At 62.4% G+C, this 15778-nt stretch carries 13 protein-coding genes; 2 read left to right on the forward strand and 11 right to left on the reverse strand.

The window, feature by feature from the left end:
- The first annotated feature begins 381 nt into the window (after nt 1-381).
- Nucleotides 382-2013 (forward strand): tetratricopeptide repeat protein, encoded by a 1632-nt coding sequence (locus NVV77_RS17685; RefSeq protein WP_295415273.1) that lies wholly within the window; start codon nt 382-384, stop codon nt 2011-2013.
- Nucleotides 2014-2044: 31 nt separating this feature from the next.
- Here NVV77_RS17685 and NVV77_RS17690 read toward each other — a convergent pair whose 3' ends face one another.
- From NVV77_RS17690 to NVV77_RS17740, 11 genes are all read right to left on the reverse strand, one after another.
- The gene (locus NVV77_RS17690; protein ID WP_295415274.1) at nt 2045-3517 is read right to left on the reverse strand and encodes an amidohydrolase family protein; all 1473 of its coding nucleotides are present in this window, start codon (nt 3515-3517) and stop codon (nt 2045-2047) included.
- A gap of 24 nt (nt 3518-3541) precedes the next feature.
- Nucleotides 3542-5020, reverse strand: a complete 1479-nt coding sequence (locus NVV77_RS17695) for an amidohydrolase family protein (protein ID WP_295415275.1) — start codon at nt 5018-5020, stop codon at nt 3542-3544.
- A 53-nt stretch (nt 5021-5073) separates the two neighbouring features.
- Nucleotides 5074-6642: an ABC transporter substrate-binding protein gene (locus NVV77_RS17700; protein ID WP_295415276.1), complete on the reverse strand. Its 1569-nt coding sequence runs from the start codon at nt 6640-6642 to the stop codon at nt 5074-5076.
- Nucleotides 6643-6725: 83 nt separating this feature from the next.
- Nucleotides 6726-7688 carry an ABC transporter ATP-binding protein gene (locus NVV77_RS17705; RefSeq protein ID WP_295415277.1) on the reverse strand — a complete coding sequence of 321 codons (963 nt, stop codon included), beginning with the start codon at nt 7686-7688 and terminating at the stop codon, nt 6726-6728.
- Nucleotides 7685-8671, reverse strand: a complete 987-nt coding sequence (locus tag NVV77_RS17710; RefSeq protein WP_295415278.1) for an ABC transporter ATP-binding protein — start codon at nt 8669-8671, stop codon at nt 7685-7687. Before NVV77_RS17710 ends, NVV77_RS17705 begins: the two co-directional genes overlap by 4 nt.
- Nucleotides 8664-10154: an amidohydrolase family protein gene (locus NVV77_RS17715; RefSeq protein ID WP_295415279.1), complete on the reverse strand. Its 1491-nt coding sequence runs from the start codon at nt 10152-10154 to the stop codon at nt 8664-8666. Before NVV77_RS17715 ends, NVV77_RS17710 begins: the two co-directional genes overlap by 8 nt.
- The gene (locus NVV77_RS17720) at nt 10151-11344 is read right to left on the reverse strand and encodes an amidohydrolase family protein (RefSeq protein WP_295415280.1); all 1194 of its coding nucleotides are present in this window, start codon (nt 11342-11344) and stop codon (nt 10151-10153) included. The genes NVV77_RS17715 and NVV77_RS17720 overlap by 4 nt, the downstream gene beginning before the upstream one ends.
- 13 nt (nt 11345-11357) lie before the next feature.
- Nucleotides 11358-12296, reverse strand: a complete 939-nt coding sequence (locus tag NVV77_RS17725; protein WP_295415281.1) for an ABC transporter permease — start codon at nt 12294-12296, stop codon at nt 11358-11360.
- Between the two features lie 12 nt (nt 12297-12308).
- A complete protein-coding gene (locus NVV77_RS17730; RefSeq protein ID WP_295415282.1) occupies nt 12309-13277 on the reverse strand; it encodes an ABC transporter permease in 969 nt (322 codons plus the stop codon).
- A 292-nt stretch (nt 13278-13569) separates the two neighbouring features.
- Entirely contained in the window at nt 13570-14271 is a 702-nt protein-coding gene (locus NVV77_RS17735; RefSeq protein WP_295415283.1) for an aspartate/glutamate racemase family protein, read from the reverse strand.
- 11 nt (nt 14272-14282) lie between these two features.
- Nucleotides 14283-14900, reverse strand: a complete 618-nt coding sequence (locus NVV77_RS17740) for a flavin reductase family protein (RefSeq protein ID WP_295416196.1) — start codon at nt 14898-14900, stop codon at nt 14283-14285.
- A gap of 136 nt (nt 14901-15036) precedes the next feature.
- On the opposite strand from NVV77_RS17740, the gene NVV77_RS17745 reads away from it, so the two are divergent.
- Nucleotides 15037-15705, forward strand: coding sequence for a GntR family transcriptional regulator (locus NVV77_RS17745; protein WP_295415284.1), 669 nt, complete (start codon nt 15037-15039; stop codon nt 15703-15705).
- Nucleotides 15706-15778: the final 73 nt, after the last annotated feature.

A 15778-nucleotide genomic window follows, 5' to 3' on the forward strand; every position in this document is an offset into this window, starting at 1 on the left:
TCGCCTCCGCTGCCACCGCCGGCAGAAGAGGAGCGATCCGTGAGTATTCCCTTTGTCTCCCATAGTCGAAAACAAGGCGCGAAACTGGCGGCAATCCTTGCAAGGATAGGCGGTGTCGTCCGCGCCCTGTGCAGCTTGGCCAGCCTCCCCCGGTCCGCGCGTATCTCGATTTTCTGAACGACGAACAATTGGCAGAGATCGGCATCCAGCGCTTCTCGCAGCGCGAGCGCTGGCTCGATGGCAGGGAGACCTCGCTCCCTTCGAGCAGTAATTATGACACCCGCCCGAACGACCTCTAGGACCAACTTTGTGGACGAGTGCGCTGGAACCACCGCTGATGTTCGGGCATAGTTGCGGGCGGCGCGACGGAACATTCCATCCATGTCGGTTTTCGGCTTCGCTGGTCATACGCTCGATCTAAAACAAGGCAGGCTCCGCAACAGTCGCGGCGAGGTGATGCTGCGCCCCAAATCGCTTGAATTGCTCACCTATCTTGTCCGCAATCCTGGCCGAGTCATCGGCAGGGACGAACTGATCGAGGCGGTGTGGCCGGACGTCGTTGTCTCCGACGATTCACTGAGCCAGTGTCTCAAGGACATCAGGGCCGCCCTTGGCCCCGAGGCGGGGGGATTTATCCGTACCGTGCCACGGCGAGGTCTTATCCTCGACGAGCAACGCCTCTCGATGCATGGCGACGAGCAAGACCAAGCGCCCCAAAGGCGGCCGACGGCCGAGAGACCTTCGATTGCCGTGCTACCCTTTGAGACTGCCGCTGCCGAACACGAGTGGTTCTCCGACGGAATTGCCGAAGATATCACCACGGCGCTGGCCAGAAACGGCAGGCTAAAGGTCGTATCGAAGAACTACAGTTTCGCCTTCAAAAGGACGGAGCGCCGGGGCGCCGAGATCGCCCACGAGCTCGGCGTCACATACCTTCTCGAAGGCAGCGTCCGCCTCGCCGGTGAGCGCACAAGGGTATCGATCCGCCTCCTCGTCGGCGCCACGGGCGAATTGCTGTGGGCGGAACGGTTCGACCGGCAGGTGGCGGATATCTTTGCCATTCAGGATGAGATCACCGAGGCCGTCGTCGCCCATCTCGAACTCGAACTATTGCCCGAAGAGAAACGCGCGATCCAGCAGGCTCGAACTACCAACCTTGAGGCCTATAACTACGAGCTTAGAGGCCGCCAGCTCGCAGTTGTCCTGACCCGGTCGTACTTGCTGCCGGCCCGTCGCATGTACGGCAAGGCCGCCGAACTCGATCCGAACTATGCCCGCGCCTATGCTGGCATGGCGATCTGCGACTGCTATCTGCGCGATTGGCATGGCGAGGACGTCTCGCTGACGACGACACTGGCCATGGCTGACAAGGCGATCCATCTCGATCCCGGCCTGGCCGAGGCGCATGCAGCCAGAGGCTTTGCGCTGTTCTGCAACGAGCAATATGTGGAAGCCGACCACGCCTATCGGACGGCCCTATCCATCGACCCCAATTCCTACGAGGCCAATTTCTTTTTCGCCATGACCCTGGCGCGCTTCACCGCCGACAGGGAGCAAGCCCTTGCAAGCTTCACGCTGACCGCCCGGTTGCGAGCAGATGACTACGTCTCGCCGATGATGGCAGCGAGCTACCTGCCCAAAGACGACCCGCAGAAACTGGACTGGGCAATCATCGCCGTAGAACGAGCGGGCCGCGCCAGTGAGTTGCACCCCGAAAACGCCGCTCCCTTGCATCGTGGCGCCGTGGCCCTTGCCCATCTCGGTCATAAGGACAAGGCGTATGCCTGGCTCGACCGCGCGTTGGTGATTGATCCGACAGACTTCATCGCGCAGGTCAATGCAGCATGCGTCTGTTCGCTATTGGGTGACATGGATCGGGCACTGGATCACCTGGAGCGCGCCGCCCGCAACGTCCCTCAAAACACCATAGATATGCTCCGAAGCGATCCCGACTTCGAGGCCCTCCGAACGCATCCGCGCTTTGAACTAATCCTTCGGTCGAGAAACCCGTAAGACATCAGGCCGCCTGACGCACTTCGGGCGTTCAGTTGATCGGCAGGTCGGGCAATTCGACGCGCGTGTCAAAACTGCGATAGAATTGGCCCCAGCCGGGATCACGCAGATGCTGATCAAGACCGGCGCGCTTGACCAGCGCCTGCGCCTGCCGATTGCCCTCGGCGAGAGCCGCCGACATGTCGACATGGACTGGCTTACGATCCAAAAGAACGAATTCACCGTCGACCATCACCATTTCGACGTCGGAACCAACGGCCTGATGAATGAGGCGGTGGACCGGAAGCCAGTTGGGCGTCAGATGCGGCTGGTCCATATCGATGACGACGATGTCGGCCTTCTTGCCCACTTCGAGCGAGCCGATTTCCTTTTCCATACCGAGGGCACGGGCGGCGTCGATGGTGATCATTTCGAGCACCTTTCCGGGCGGGAAATAATAGCGGTCGTGGTTGCGCAACACGTGCTGGGTGGACTGGAAAGAGCGTGCGATCTGCAGCATGTCGAAATAGCGGCTGGGCGCAGTGCCATCCGAGGTGACGGCGACATTGACACCGCGGGCCAGCATTTCGATGACCGGCGTGGAGCGCCCCGGCGGGGCGTGAGTCACGTGGGTGCCGGTTTCGGCCAGGATGTCGATTTCCTCATGGGAAATACCCCAGCAGTGCTGGAGGTGGATATCGGGGCCGAGAAGGGCATTTTCCTTGTCCTGGAAGGCGAGGCGGATATGGCCGGCAAAGGCGTCGGAGTGGATGCGTACGCCGTGTTTGCGCGCCAGTTCGCGAACGGCGCGGGCCTGGTCGCGGTCAGCCTGGGTGAGGGACACCGCCTGGTCGGGCGTCGACATGTTTGACGGATCGAGCGAGGGCACGATGGTGAAGGGGGTCACATAGACCTGGATGCGTCCGTTCGCGCTGCCATTGATGGCTTCGATGGTGGCTTCGGTGCCATCCATCATTTCGTCGAAGGAGACACTGCGTCGCTGGGGTTCGCCTGTTTCCCAGCGGGTGACGGCGCGCGGCCAGGGAAGGCCCGCAGGACCGGTGCAAATGATTTCCCGGAGGCCAATCTCGCTATAGGCGCGGGCGTGATTGACCGCGAATTGCGGATCGTCGCTGCGCGGCATCGAGGAAATGATGCTGACCGAGGTGGTGACGCCAGAGGTCAAGCGTTCAAGGCCGGAGACGAGGCCGTCGGCATACCAGAATTCGCGGGTGACCGCGTGGTAGTAGACAGGGGTAACTATCTTCATCCAGAGCGGATTGGTATCGACCCCGATGCTGCGGATAAGGCAGTGCCCGGCGTGGCCGTGAGCATCGATGAGACCGGGAATGATGAGTTTTCCGCTGCAATCGACCACGCGATCGTCGGGCTCGATGGTGATTTCGGATTTGGGGCCGACGGCGACAATTCGGTCACCGACCACACGCACCGCTCCGTCTTCGATGATGCGACGTTCGGCGTCCACAGGGACCACGGTGCCGTTGATGAAAACAGTGCCTGCCATGGTTTTGCTCCAAGTCCGTAATTTTCAGCGCAGCGGGAAGCTGGGGCGGAAGAGGTCTTCGACCGGCGGATGCCGCCAGCTTCGGTCGGGATACTTTGCCACAAGGCCCTCGAACTGACGCTGCGCCTGCTGGCGCGCGGCAACGAGGTCGAAATCGTGCACCTGTCCGTGGCGCATGGAAAGGCGGCCATCGACAAAGACAGCTTCGGTGACCTTGCCATTGCCGCCCATGAGCAGAGTGGTGATGGGGTCAACCGTGGGCGTCATATTGATATCGTCGAGGCGGAAGATGGCGATATCTGCGCAGGCGCCGGCAGAGAGGCGGCCGAGATCGGTGCGGCGCAGCGCCTTGGCACCGCCGAGCGTGGCGGCGTTGAAAAAGTCGGCTGAGCTGGCGGCGTTGGAATTTTCGGCGATGCGGCAGGCGATGAGGCCGACCAGCATGTTCATCCACATGTCGGACGGGGCCGTATCGGTCGCCATGCCGATATTGACGCCGGCCGCGCGAAAGCTGGCAAAGGATTTGAGGACACTGCCCATGCGCGCCGAGACCAGCGGAGAATGGGCGAGGCTAACGCCATGTTCGGCATAAAGCGCCACATCGCGATCGCTGGCATAGGTGCCGTGCGGGGCGATAAGGTGATCGTTGAGGAGGCCGTGACGGGCCAGCCATTGCGGGCCGGTGGTGCCGTGGAGGCGGTCCATCATGTCGAGTTCGAACTTGCCTTGGGCCATGTGGATGCGGACAGGGCAATCGAGTTCAAGCGCGGCAGCCATGGTGCGTTCGAGCATGGTTTGAGTGCAGGTTTCGACGCGATCGGGAGCCAGAAGGCCGTTGACGAGACCGCCATGGGTGCCGTGGTGACGACGAACAAAATCGAGGGCGGTGTCGAGCCCTGCAAGGCCCCTGCCCTCGTCGAAGCGCATGTGAAAAATGCCGCTATCGTCGACGACAGCGCCGCCGGAGCGATAGGCCGGGCCGAGGAAGACACGGAGCCCGAGGGCGGTGGCCGCATCGGCCGCCGCGTCGAACTCATCGGTCGTTTCGGCCCATTCGCGATAGTAGAGGGAGGCGATGGGGAGCGCAGTGGTGATGCCGTTGAGAAGGAGCGTCGCGAAGGCGAACTTCTTCTGAAAGGCCAACTCCTCGGGCGAATACATCTCATAAGGGCCACGGGCGACATAGCTTTCAGGCCAGATGCGGCCGCGCGGCCAGCCGGGCTGATTGTCGGTGACGAGCGTATAGGTATCGAGGTCCGAGAGGGCGTCGAGATCGATCAGGCCCGGACTGATCAGCGCCGCGCCGAGGTCGATGCGGCGGGCGACGTCGCCCTCAAAGCGACGGCCGGCATAGAGGATGCGGTTGCCCTCAAAAACCAGTTCGCCATTGCGGATGAGCACATGGGTGTCACCCTCGTGGGCGACGAGCCATTCGGCCGTGAGCAGGGTTTTGCCGTTCGGTCGGGAGCCCAGCGCGAGATCGTTGAGGCCGGCCATAGTCATTCCCCTTCGATAAAAGAAAGAACCGGCGCCCCGAAGGGCGCCGGGGTGGTGGCTTACTCGCCGACCATCGTGAACCAGTGGCGAGCCTTGTTGTCAGCGCGCACGTCGATGGTGTCGATGCGGCTGCCGGTGGCCCAGGCGATCGGCTGCTGGTGCAGCGGGATCATCAACAGTTCATCCTTGGCGATGCGCAGGGCCTGCTCTTCGAGCGAGAGGCGCTCTGCCGGATCGGTCGCGGCGGCGGCCTGCTTGACGAGATCGTCGAGCGCCGGCACCGACCAGCCACCATAGTTGGACACGCCATAGGCGCCGTCGCGGGTCGCGAGCACCTGCGAGAGCAGCGAGAAGGCGTCCAGCGTCGGCTCGTTGGCCCAGCTGATGTTGAAAACTTCGACTTCACCCTTGGTGCGCTTAGGCGACTGCACGGCGCGCGGACCCATATCGATGGTGGGCGCGAAACCTGCGCGGGTGAGCATATTGGCAATGCCCTGGCAGAAGTCTTCTTCGTTGATGCTCTCGTCGTTCATGCAGGTATAGGTGAACTGAGCGCCTTCCTGGCCGGCTTCCTTGAGGAGAGCCTGCGCCTTGGCCGGGTCGGCCGGTTCATAGGTGTCGAGTTCAGCCGAGTAACCGGCAATATCCGGAGCGATCATCGAACCGGACGGGCGGGCAAGGCCACGCATGATGCGCTGGTTGATCAGGTCACGGTCGATGGCAGCTTCGAAGGCCTGGCGCACACGGATGTCGTTGAACGGGTTCGGACGGCCATCGAGCAACGTTTCGTTGCGGTTGAAGGCGACAAAAACCGTGCGCAACTCGGTGAGGCTCATCACCGTCTTGGTCGGATCGGCCTTGAGACGTTCAAGATCCTGGATAGGAGCGCTGTCGATCAGATCGACTTCATCGGAAAGCAGCGCCGCAATGCGAGTGGCAGCCGAAGTGATCGGGATGAATTCGAGACGGTCGATATTGTGGTGCTTCTCGTCCCACCAGCCTTCGTTGGCAATGAGCACGGTCTTGCTGTCCGGCGCGCGGCTTTCGAGCATGAAGGGGCCGGTGCCATTGGTGTGGCTGGTGGCATAGCCTTCGATGCCCTGGGCGAAATCGGACGGCTTTTCGGTATTGTTGTCCTTGAGCCAATCGGCGTCGAAGATGAAAATATTGGTGATGTCGTTGAGGAACAGCGACGAGGTGGTGCTGACATCGATCTCGACGGTGTAGTCGTCGACCTTACGGATATCCTTGTAGAGGGGCATATTGCCCTTGAGCGGCGAGGCCGGATCGGCAGCGCGCTTGACGGACGCAACCACGTCATCGGCAGTGAGCTCAGCGCCGTTGTGGAATTTTACGCCTTCGCGCAGCTTGAAGCGCCAGAACTTGCCGTCGATCAGTTCCCACGAGGTGGCCAGGGCCGGCTCGATCTGGAAGGTCTTGTCGTAGCGTACGAGGCCTTCATAGATGTGGTTGAGGAAGGCGAGGTTCGAGGTCGAGGGGATCGAGTTGGGATCGAGCGAGTAGATATCGGCTCGCGAGCCCCACTTGACCGTTTCGGCCTGCGCCGCCATGGCCCCCAGCGACAGCGAGACCGCCAGGGCGGCCAGCATAGTTTTTACGACAGACATCCGTTCTCTCCTGTTATGTCGGCGTTTTGGTGTTCCGGGCTTGGCTCCCCGAAACGGTGCGTCCCGTCCTGAGCTTTCCCTCCTCAGGCGAAATGGCAGGCGACGCGGCTGCCATCGGGTTTGTCTCGCAGCTCCGGGCGTTCGACCTTGCATTGGGCCTGAGCCAGGGGGCAGCGGGTGTGGAAGGTGCAGCCGGGCGGCGGCGCGAGCGGGCTCGGCACTTCGCCCGCCACGATCTCGCGGTCGCGATGCGGCTCGTTCACATCGGGAATGGTTTCGAGCAGCAGGCGCGTATAGGGGTGTTTTGGATCGGCGAAGAGGACTTCGGTCTCCGCCTCTTCGACGATGCGGCCGAGATACATCACGGCGATGCGGTCGGACATGTGGCGCACGACGCTGAGGTCGTGGCTGATGAAAAGATAGGTCAGCCCCAACTCGTCCTGCAGGCGCCGCATCAGGTTGAGGATCTGGGCCTGAACCGACACGTCGAGCGCCGAGGTCGGCTCGTCGCAGACGAGGAATTCGGGCTCGGAGGCGAGAGCGCGGGCGATGGAAATGCGCTGGCGCTGGCCGCCGGAAAATTCATGCGGGAATTTTTCGCCATCGGCGATGTTGAGGCCGACGATACCGAGCAGTTCAGCGACGCGCTCGGCGATCTCGGCCTCGGAACTGCGCAACTTCAGTTCGCGCAGCGGCTCGGCGATGATGTTCTTCACCCGCCAGCGCGGATTGAGCGAGGCATAGGGGTCCTGGAAAATCATCTGCGCGGAAAGCGGCGCGCCGGATTTTCCATTGGCAAAGCGGATCGTGCCCGCGCTTGGATCGTAGAGCCCGGTAACCAGGCGGGCGACGGTGGATTTGCCGCAACCGGACTCGCCCACAAGGCTGACGCAGCCGCCCAGCGGGACGGAGAAGCTGACATCGTTGACGGCATGCAGCATCTGGCGCTTGCGGCCGTAGATAAGGCGATTGAGGAAGGAGGCCGAGACGTCAAACGTCTTGTCGAGATTGACGACCTCGAGGGCCGACGTGTCGGAGCGGGTCATGCGACGCCTCCATTGTGAAGCCAGCAGGCGGCTTTGCCAGCGGGCGTCGGCGCGAGCACCGGCAGGTCCTGGCGACAGCGCGGACCAGCGTCGCGACAGCGCGGATTGAAGGCGCAACCGGGTGGGATGGCGTTGAGCCGTGGCATGGCGCCATCAATCTGGTTGAGTTTTTCGACGCGGGCACCAAGCGCCGGAATCGAGGCCATGAGGCCGCGCGTATAGGGGTGCGAAGGGTGCTTCAGCACCTGCTCCACCGGGCCGATCTCGATCAGGCGGCCGGCATACATGACGGCGACGCGATCGGCGGTTTCGGCAATGACGCCCATATCGTGGGTCACCAGCATCACCGCCGTGCCGTTTTCCTTGCAGAGGCGGCGCAGGAGGCCGGTGATCTGGGCCTGGATGGACACGTCGAGCGCCGTGGTGGGCTCATCGGCGATGATGAGTTTGGGGCGCGCGGCAAGCGCCAGGGCAATGACGACACGCTGGCGCATGCCGCCGGAAAACTGGTGCGGATAGTGATCGACGCGCTCGTCGGGGCCAGGAATGCCGACTTCGCGGAGGAGTTCGATGGCGCGGGTGCGGGCCTGGGCCTTGGAGGTATTGGGAATGTGCTGGCGGATGGTCTCGCCGAGCTGGCTGCCCACGGTGAAGAGCGGATTGAGCGAGGTCAGCGGGTCCTGGAAAATCGCGCCGATCTCGCGGCCGCGGACCTTTTCCATTTCGCTATCGCTGAGGCTGGCAATGGAGCGGCCTTCGAGGAGGATATCGCCCGAGGCGACGCGGCCGGGCCGTTCGAGGAGGCCGAGAATGGCGAGGCCCGTCATGGACTTGCCCGCGCCCGATTCCCCAACGACGCCGAGGATTTCGCCGGGCGCGATGGTCAGGGACACATCGTTGAGCGCGGTCAGTGTGCCGTGGCGGTTGGGAAACTCGACGACGAGGTTCTTCACCTCGAGGCAAGGTCGTTTGTCGTCAGCCATGCGGATGCTCCCGTTCGGGATAGCTGGGCGGGAAAATTTCCGAAACCGGCGGGTGCCCGTAGGAGCGGGCCGGATATTGGGCGATGAGCCGGTCGAACTGGGCCTGGGCCTTTTCGCGCGCCGCTGTCATGTCGATGCCGGCGACTTCGCTATGGCGCATGGAGAGGCGACCATCGACGAACACGGCATCTGTCACCTTGCCAGAGCCGCCGGTCACGAGAGTCGTGATCGGGTCGATGGAGGGGGCCATGTGCACATCGTCGAGGCGGAAGACGGCGATGTCGGCCTTGCTGCCGGGAGCCAGGCGACCGATATCGGCGCGGCCGAGGGCTTTCGCGCCGCCGAGGGTGGCGGCGTCGAAAAGGTCGCGGCAGAGAATGCGTTCGGGCGCGCCGTCATTGATGCGGCAGGCGATGAGGCCGACCAGCATGTTCATGATCATGTCGGGGGGCGTCGTATCGGTGCCCAGCGCAATGGTGATGCCCATATCGCGGACGCGCGAGAAAGATCTCAACGTGCCCCCACCCCTGCCCGAAACCAGCGGACAATGGACGATGGAAACGCCGTGCTCGGCATAGAGCCCCAGGTCTTCGTCGGTGGCGACGGTGGCGTGCGGAGCAATGAGGCGGTCGCTGAGAAGGCCTTCGCGGGCGAGCCAAACCGGGCCGGTGGTGCCGTGGAGAGATTTGACCACGTCCATCTCCATGGTGCCCTGGGCCATGTGGAGGCGAACCTTGCAATCGAGGGCTTCGGCCTGCTCGAAAGTGGCACGCAGCAGCGCCGTGGTGCAGGTTTCGACGCGGTCAGGCGCCAGAAGCCCCTGAATGAGGCCCTCATAGCGGCCGGACTGGCGCTCGATGTAGCTGACGGCATCCGCAAGACCATCAAGGCCGCGCTGTTCATCGAAATGCGGACGCATGTCGCCCGGCGCATGGAGAACCATGCCGCCAGCGCGATAGGCAGGGCTGAGATAGACGCGGAGACCAAGTTCGCCGGCAGCATCGGCCGCGGCATCGAACTCGGCAACGGTCTCGGCCCATTCGCGATAGAAGAGCGAGGCAATGGGAGCGGCAGTGGTGATGCCGTTGAGGAGCAACTGGCCGAAGGCAAAGCGCTTCTGGAAGGCCAGTTCCTCGGGCGTGTACATTTCGTACGGCCCTTTTTCGACATAGGTCAGCGGCAGGACGCGACCCTTTTTCCAGCCGGGGAAATGGTCGATGCCGAGAATGGTTGTGTCGAGATCAGAGAGTGCGTCGAGATCGATGAGACCGGGCGAGATCAGCGCGCGGCCGAAATCAATGCGGCGGGCGACCTCGCCGGCAAAACCATGGCCGGTGAAAATGACCCGGTCGCCCTCGATGACGACTTCGCCGTTTTTGAGGAGGATGGGACCGGCCTCTTCATGGGCGAGAACCCAGGCGGCGGTGAGGAGCGTGCGCCCCTCTGGTCTTGCGCCGAGTTTGAGAGAAGCAAGCGCGCTCATACCATGTCCACGATGCAGGTGCCGTTGCGGGCAATGACGCGGCCGCCCTTGACCACCATTGGCCGCGGGGCGATTTCGACGACGGAATGGGCAACGGTTTCGCCGACCAGCAGGGTGAAATCGGCCTTGGCGCCGACCTTCACGCCGTAATTTTCGAGCCGCATAACGTCGGCGCCGCCCTGGGAGACGAGTTCGAGCATGTGCCGCAGGTCGATGTCGGAGCGCACGGCATTCTTCATGCCGATGATGCGGGCGCGATCCATCATATCGGGCTGGCCCCATGGGCCCCAGGTATCGCGGATGCCATCGCAACCGGCGCCGGTGCGCACCCCGGCCTCGCGCAGGCGCTTGACCGAGGGAACAGTGGCCGAGGGCGCGCCGGTCGTGAGAATGGCGATATCGAGTTCGGCGATTTCGTCGATGAGCTTGCCGGCACGAACGGTGTCGCTCATTCCCAGCGCAAAAGCGTGGCTGATGCCGAAGCGGCCCTGCATGCCATTGGCGCGGACGCGCTCGAAAATCAGCTCCATGGTGAAGGCGCCGAGGTCGCCCACTTCATGGAGATGAATGTCGACATCGACGCCATGCTTGAGTGCGAGATCAAAGAGCACGTCAAGCTGGCCCTTGGGGTCGCGATCAATGCCGCAGGGGTCGATGCCGCCCAGGACTTCGCAGCCATTGGCAAGAGCCGCATCGAGCAGCTCGACGGTGCCTGGGCGACCCATGACGCCGGACTGCGGGAAGGCGACCAATTCGATGTCAATAATGCCCTTGAGGGCTTCGCGGGTGCGCTCGACGCCTTCAACGAGGCTCAGCCCATGGGTGGTGTCGATATCGACGTGGCTGCGGACGTGGGTCGCGCCATTGGAAGCGAGGCCGATCGCATGGCGCATGGACTGGATATGCGGGTCCATGCCCAGAGCAATGCGGTTTTCGCGCTCGAAATCGATGCGGCTGCGCAGCACCGCTTCACGGTTGTTTTCGTGCCAGCCCATGCCCCAGGTGGTCTTGTCGAGATGGGTGTGGGCGTCGATGAGACCGGGCCAGACGATGGCATTGCCACCGTCTTCCACCGGCATGCCGGGCTGGTCGGCAACCTTGCCGATTTCGACGATAACGCCATTCTTGATGAGAATGTCGCAGTTGGCCTCGCCGAGGGGGCGGACATTTTTGAGGTGCAGGTCGTGCATTTCTTACCCTCGACTATCGCAGCTTGGGATTGAGGGCATCGCGCAGCCAATCGCCCAGCAGGTTCACCGAAATGACCAGCAGGCAGAGCTGCATGACGGGGAAGATGACGATCCACCACATGCCCGAGAACAGGTATTGATTGCCGATGCGGATCAGCGTCCCCAGGGACGGCTGGCCCGGCGGCATGCCGATGCCGAGGAACGACAGCGTCGCCTCAGTGAGAATGGCCATGCCGAAGCTGAGCGTTGCCGCGACGAAAACCGGGGTCAGCGTATTGGGCAGGATGTGCTTGACCATGATGCGCCGCGGCGGCACCCGCAGCAGGCGCGCGGCCATCACATATTCCTTGCCGCGTTCGACAATGGTCTGGGCCCGCACGGTGCGGGCATATTGCACCCAGCCCGATAGCGTGATGGCAAGGACCAGCACGGCCGAGGCGCCAATTTCGCGCAGATCGGGTGGCAGCATCTGGCGGACGATGGCCGAGACCAGGATAGCGATGAGAATGGTCGGGATGGACAGGACCACGTCGCCGATGCGCATAAGAAGGTTGTCGACGACACCCCCGAAATAGCCGGCGATGAGGCCGAAGCTGAGGCCGATCAGCAGCGAAAATGACACCGCGGCGAGGCCAATCAGCAGCGAGGTGCGCGTGCCATAAAGCATCACCGAGAGCATGTCGCGGGCCTGGGTGTCGGTGCCCAGGATATAGGGCCATTCGCTGCCCTCGACCCAGATCGGCGGCAGTTCGGACTTCCACATGTCGAGCTGCATCGCGTCATAGGGATTTTGCGGCGCGATGAGCGGGGCAAGGAATGCCGAGAGCACCAGCACGGTCAGCAGCACCGCCGCAAAGCGGGCCGGCACCGAGTGGGAAAAGGACCACCGGAGGTCGCTGCGGCGGATGCGCTCGATCAGCGAAGGACGTTGGGGTGTGGACTGGATCGACATGGTTCTCTTCCCCTATTTGGCGCCGCGCAGGCGGGGGTCGATCACCGCGTAGAGGATGTCGACCATGGTGTTGAGGAAAACGAAGATGAAGGAGACGATGCAGAGATAGGCCGCCATGACCGGGATATCGACGAAGGTCACGGCCTGGATGAACAGCATGCCCATGCCCGGCCACTGGAAGACGGTTTCGGTGATCAGCGCGAAGGCGATCAGCGTGCCGATATTCATTGCGGTGAGCGTCACGACCGGCATGAGGCAATTGCGCAGGGCGTGGCGGAAATAGATTCGGAAGCGTGGAATGCCGCGGGCCCGGGCAAATTTGACGAAGTCCGAGCGCATGACCTCAAGCATTTCGGCGCGCACGAGCCGCATCACCAGGGTCACCTGATAGAGCGAGAGCGAAATCGAGGGCAGGATCAGCGCCAGAAGGCCGGTGCGCGTGAGAAAGCCGGTCGACCACCACCCAAGTTCGACGACATCACCGCGCCCGAAGGCGGGAAGCACGCCCAGCGAAACGGAGAACACCAGAATAAGCAGGATGCCGACCACGAAACTGGGGAGCGACACCCCGATAATCGAGCCGAATTGCAGGATTTCCGAATACCAGGCCCCCCGTTTTATCGACGTCAGCACGCCGAGTGGCAGGCCAACGAGCAGCGACAGGATGGTCGCGACGATCACCAGTTCCATGGTGGCGGGGAAACGCTCAGCGATCAGGCCAAGGACTTCCTGGCCGTTGCGGTAGGAAATGCCGAAATTGCCCTGGGCGGCGTTGCCGACAAAGCGGGTATATTGAACGAGGAAATTGTCGTTGAGGCCGAGCTTTTCGCGCAGCAGCTCCTTGTCGGCCTGGGTCGTCTGCTCGGTGGACATCATGTCCACCGGATCGCCCGCCAGGCGGAAAATCAGGAAGGCCAGAAGGGCCACGGTCAGCATCACCAGTAGAGCATTGGCTAGCTTTTTGATGATGAAGACCAGCATTGGCTATTTCCCGTTTGGCAAAGAGAGCTTTGGGACGGCAACCGGGCGCATGGCCAGGCACTGACCGGGATTGCCGGTCATTCCGTCATTTCGGGACGCCATGGCGCTCCCGGCAAAACCCATCTTTTCCTCCATCCTCCAGCGGCCTTCTCCTGACCGCATGGTTGCATCCTTACCGTCGAGCAAACTCGTGTCAATCATATTGTCGACAATTCTGCCGACATTATTACCCGCAAGATGCGCGCAAAGAGTTCGGCAATCGGCGCGACAAGACGCGATTGCCCGGCAACACTCAGTCCTTCTGACGAGGAAAGGCGTAGGAATTAGCCTTGGACGTGCGCAGCCCCGCCCCGACCAAAGCCTCGGCTGCCTTGATGGCAACGACGATGCCATCGATAACGACGACGCCAGTGGCCGCGGTCAGTGCATCGGTCATTTCGGACATGCCCGCGCACCCCAACACCACGGCCTCGGCACGGTCCTCGTCGCGGGCCCGTGCGATCTCGGCGAGAAGCAGATCGAAGGCGCGCTCGGGCTCGGCTTCGAGCGTCAGGACTGGCAGATCGATGCAACGGACGCGGCGGCAATGCTGGCTGGCGCCATAGCGCAGCACCAAGTCTTCGATGGCCGGCACGGAGCGCGGCAACGTGGTGATGATGGAAAAGCGCTTGGCGACGACCATGGCCGCCTGAACGGCCGCTTGGCAAATTCCAAGCACGGGCCCGGCGGCATATTCGCGGGCAGCATCGAGGCCGGGATCGTCGAAACAGGCGATGACGGTGGCCTCGGCACCAGCAGCTTCGGCCGCACGAATGTCGGCCAGCATGGCGGGAACCGATAGAGCTTCGTCGGAAAAACCCTCGATGCTGACTGGGGTGCCGCTACCGGTGCGCGCATCGATCACTGTGCCCGGAGAGGCCACGCGCTGGGCCGTGCGCAGTGCCTGCTCGGTCATTGACGCGGTGGAATTGGGATTAATCAGCAGGATTTGCATGGCTTTGGCATCTATTTCTTGAGGTCCGCCAGCGCGGGAGCTTTGAGGACAAACTGCTGATCAGAGACGATGTAATTGTCGGCATGGAGCCGGGCGATGGGGTGATAGACCTCGGGATTGACGTAGCGCTGCTGCTCGTCGAGGCAATCGCGCCTTATGTGCATATGCACCACTTCGCCCAGGATGATGACGCGGCGCGGATATTCGATGATGCGCTCGACGCGGCACTCCATGGCGCAGGGGCTGGCGGGCAGGTAAACGCAATCGACCTGGGCGCCGGGAGCAGTCTCGGCCTCGGCCAGGGCCAGTTCATCGGTATCGGCATCAACCGGTAGACCGCAGATCAACATGGTCTCGGCCAGGGGCATATCGACCATATTCACAGTGAACTCGTTGGTGCGCCGGATATTGGCGACCGTGTCCTTCTCCTGCCCGTTGGGGCGCGGCTGGATGCCAAGCGCAACGATCGCCGGATCATGGGAAAAGACATTGAAGAAGCTCATCGGTGCGCCGTTGCTATGGCCGTTCGCGGAACGCGTTGTGACGAGCGCAATAGGGCGCGGGCCCACAAAATTGGTGAGCAGGCGGTAGCGGTCCATCGGCTCGAGCGCAGTCAGATCGAATTCCATCGCGGTACTTTCAGTCACGGTCACAAGCGCGTCGCATAAAGTCGACATTATTGTCTACAATAACGGCTTTGATTTATGTGGACCAGATGGAAAAAAGAGTTAGAAGTCACAAGGCAACGCTGTCCGGTCCGCACAAATGGCACCCATAACCGTCGAACATATCGCCGAACGCATCTGGCTCTCCATCGCCGAGCGCCGACTGCGTCCGGGGATGCGCCTGAAAGAGGCGGAGCTTGCGGAAATTTTCGGGGTGAGCCGGGCCCGCATCCGTCAGGTCTTGACGGCTCTCGAGCGCGACGGCCTCGTTAAGACCGAGGCCAACAAGGGCGCCATCGTTGCCGAGCCGAGCGCGGAAGAAGCGCGCGACATTTTCCACATCCGGCGCGAAGTCGAGCAGCGCGTGTTGGCCCGACTCATCGGCCATCTCGATGCCGAAAAGCTGCTCGACCTCTTCGCGCATGTCGCCAAGGAGCGCGCAGCCAACGCCACCAACGACCAGCGCGAGATCATCAAGCTCTCCGGCGGTTTTCACCTCATGCTGGCCGAAATGGCCGGAGCCGATTTCCTCTGGGGCCTGATGCGCGACCTTGTCAGTCGCACCTCGCTAATCACGGCGGCCTTCCGCGATTCAGACAAATACAATTGCGGACCGGACGAGCACGAAGAGCTGCTGATGCATCTCAAGAACGGCGACCTGCAAAAGGCGCAACACGCAATGGTCCATCACCTCGAGCATGTCGAAAATGAGCTCAAGCTCTCCGGCAACCTCGACCTCGCCCGCAGCCTCAAGGACGCATTGCTGTAGCTGTCAAAGGGGCTAGGTAGGCATGCGAGGGCAAGACCTCATGGGGCAGTCCTCCTCGGCGCCGAGATAGTTG

It is taken from the genome of Devosia sp. (assembly GCF_024707125.1).
Classification (GTDB): Bacteria; Pseudomonadota; Alphaproteobacteria; order Rhizobiales; family Devosiaceae; genus Devosia.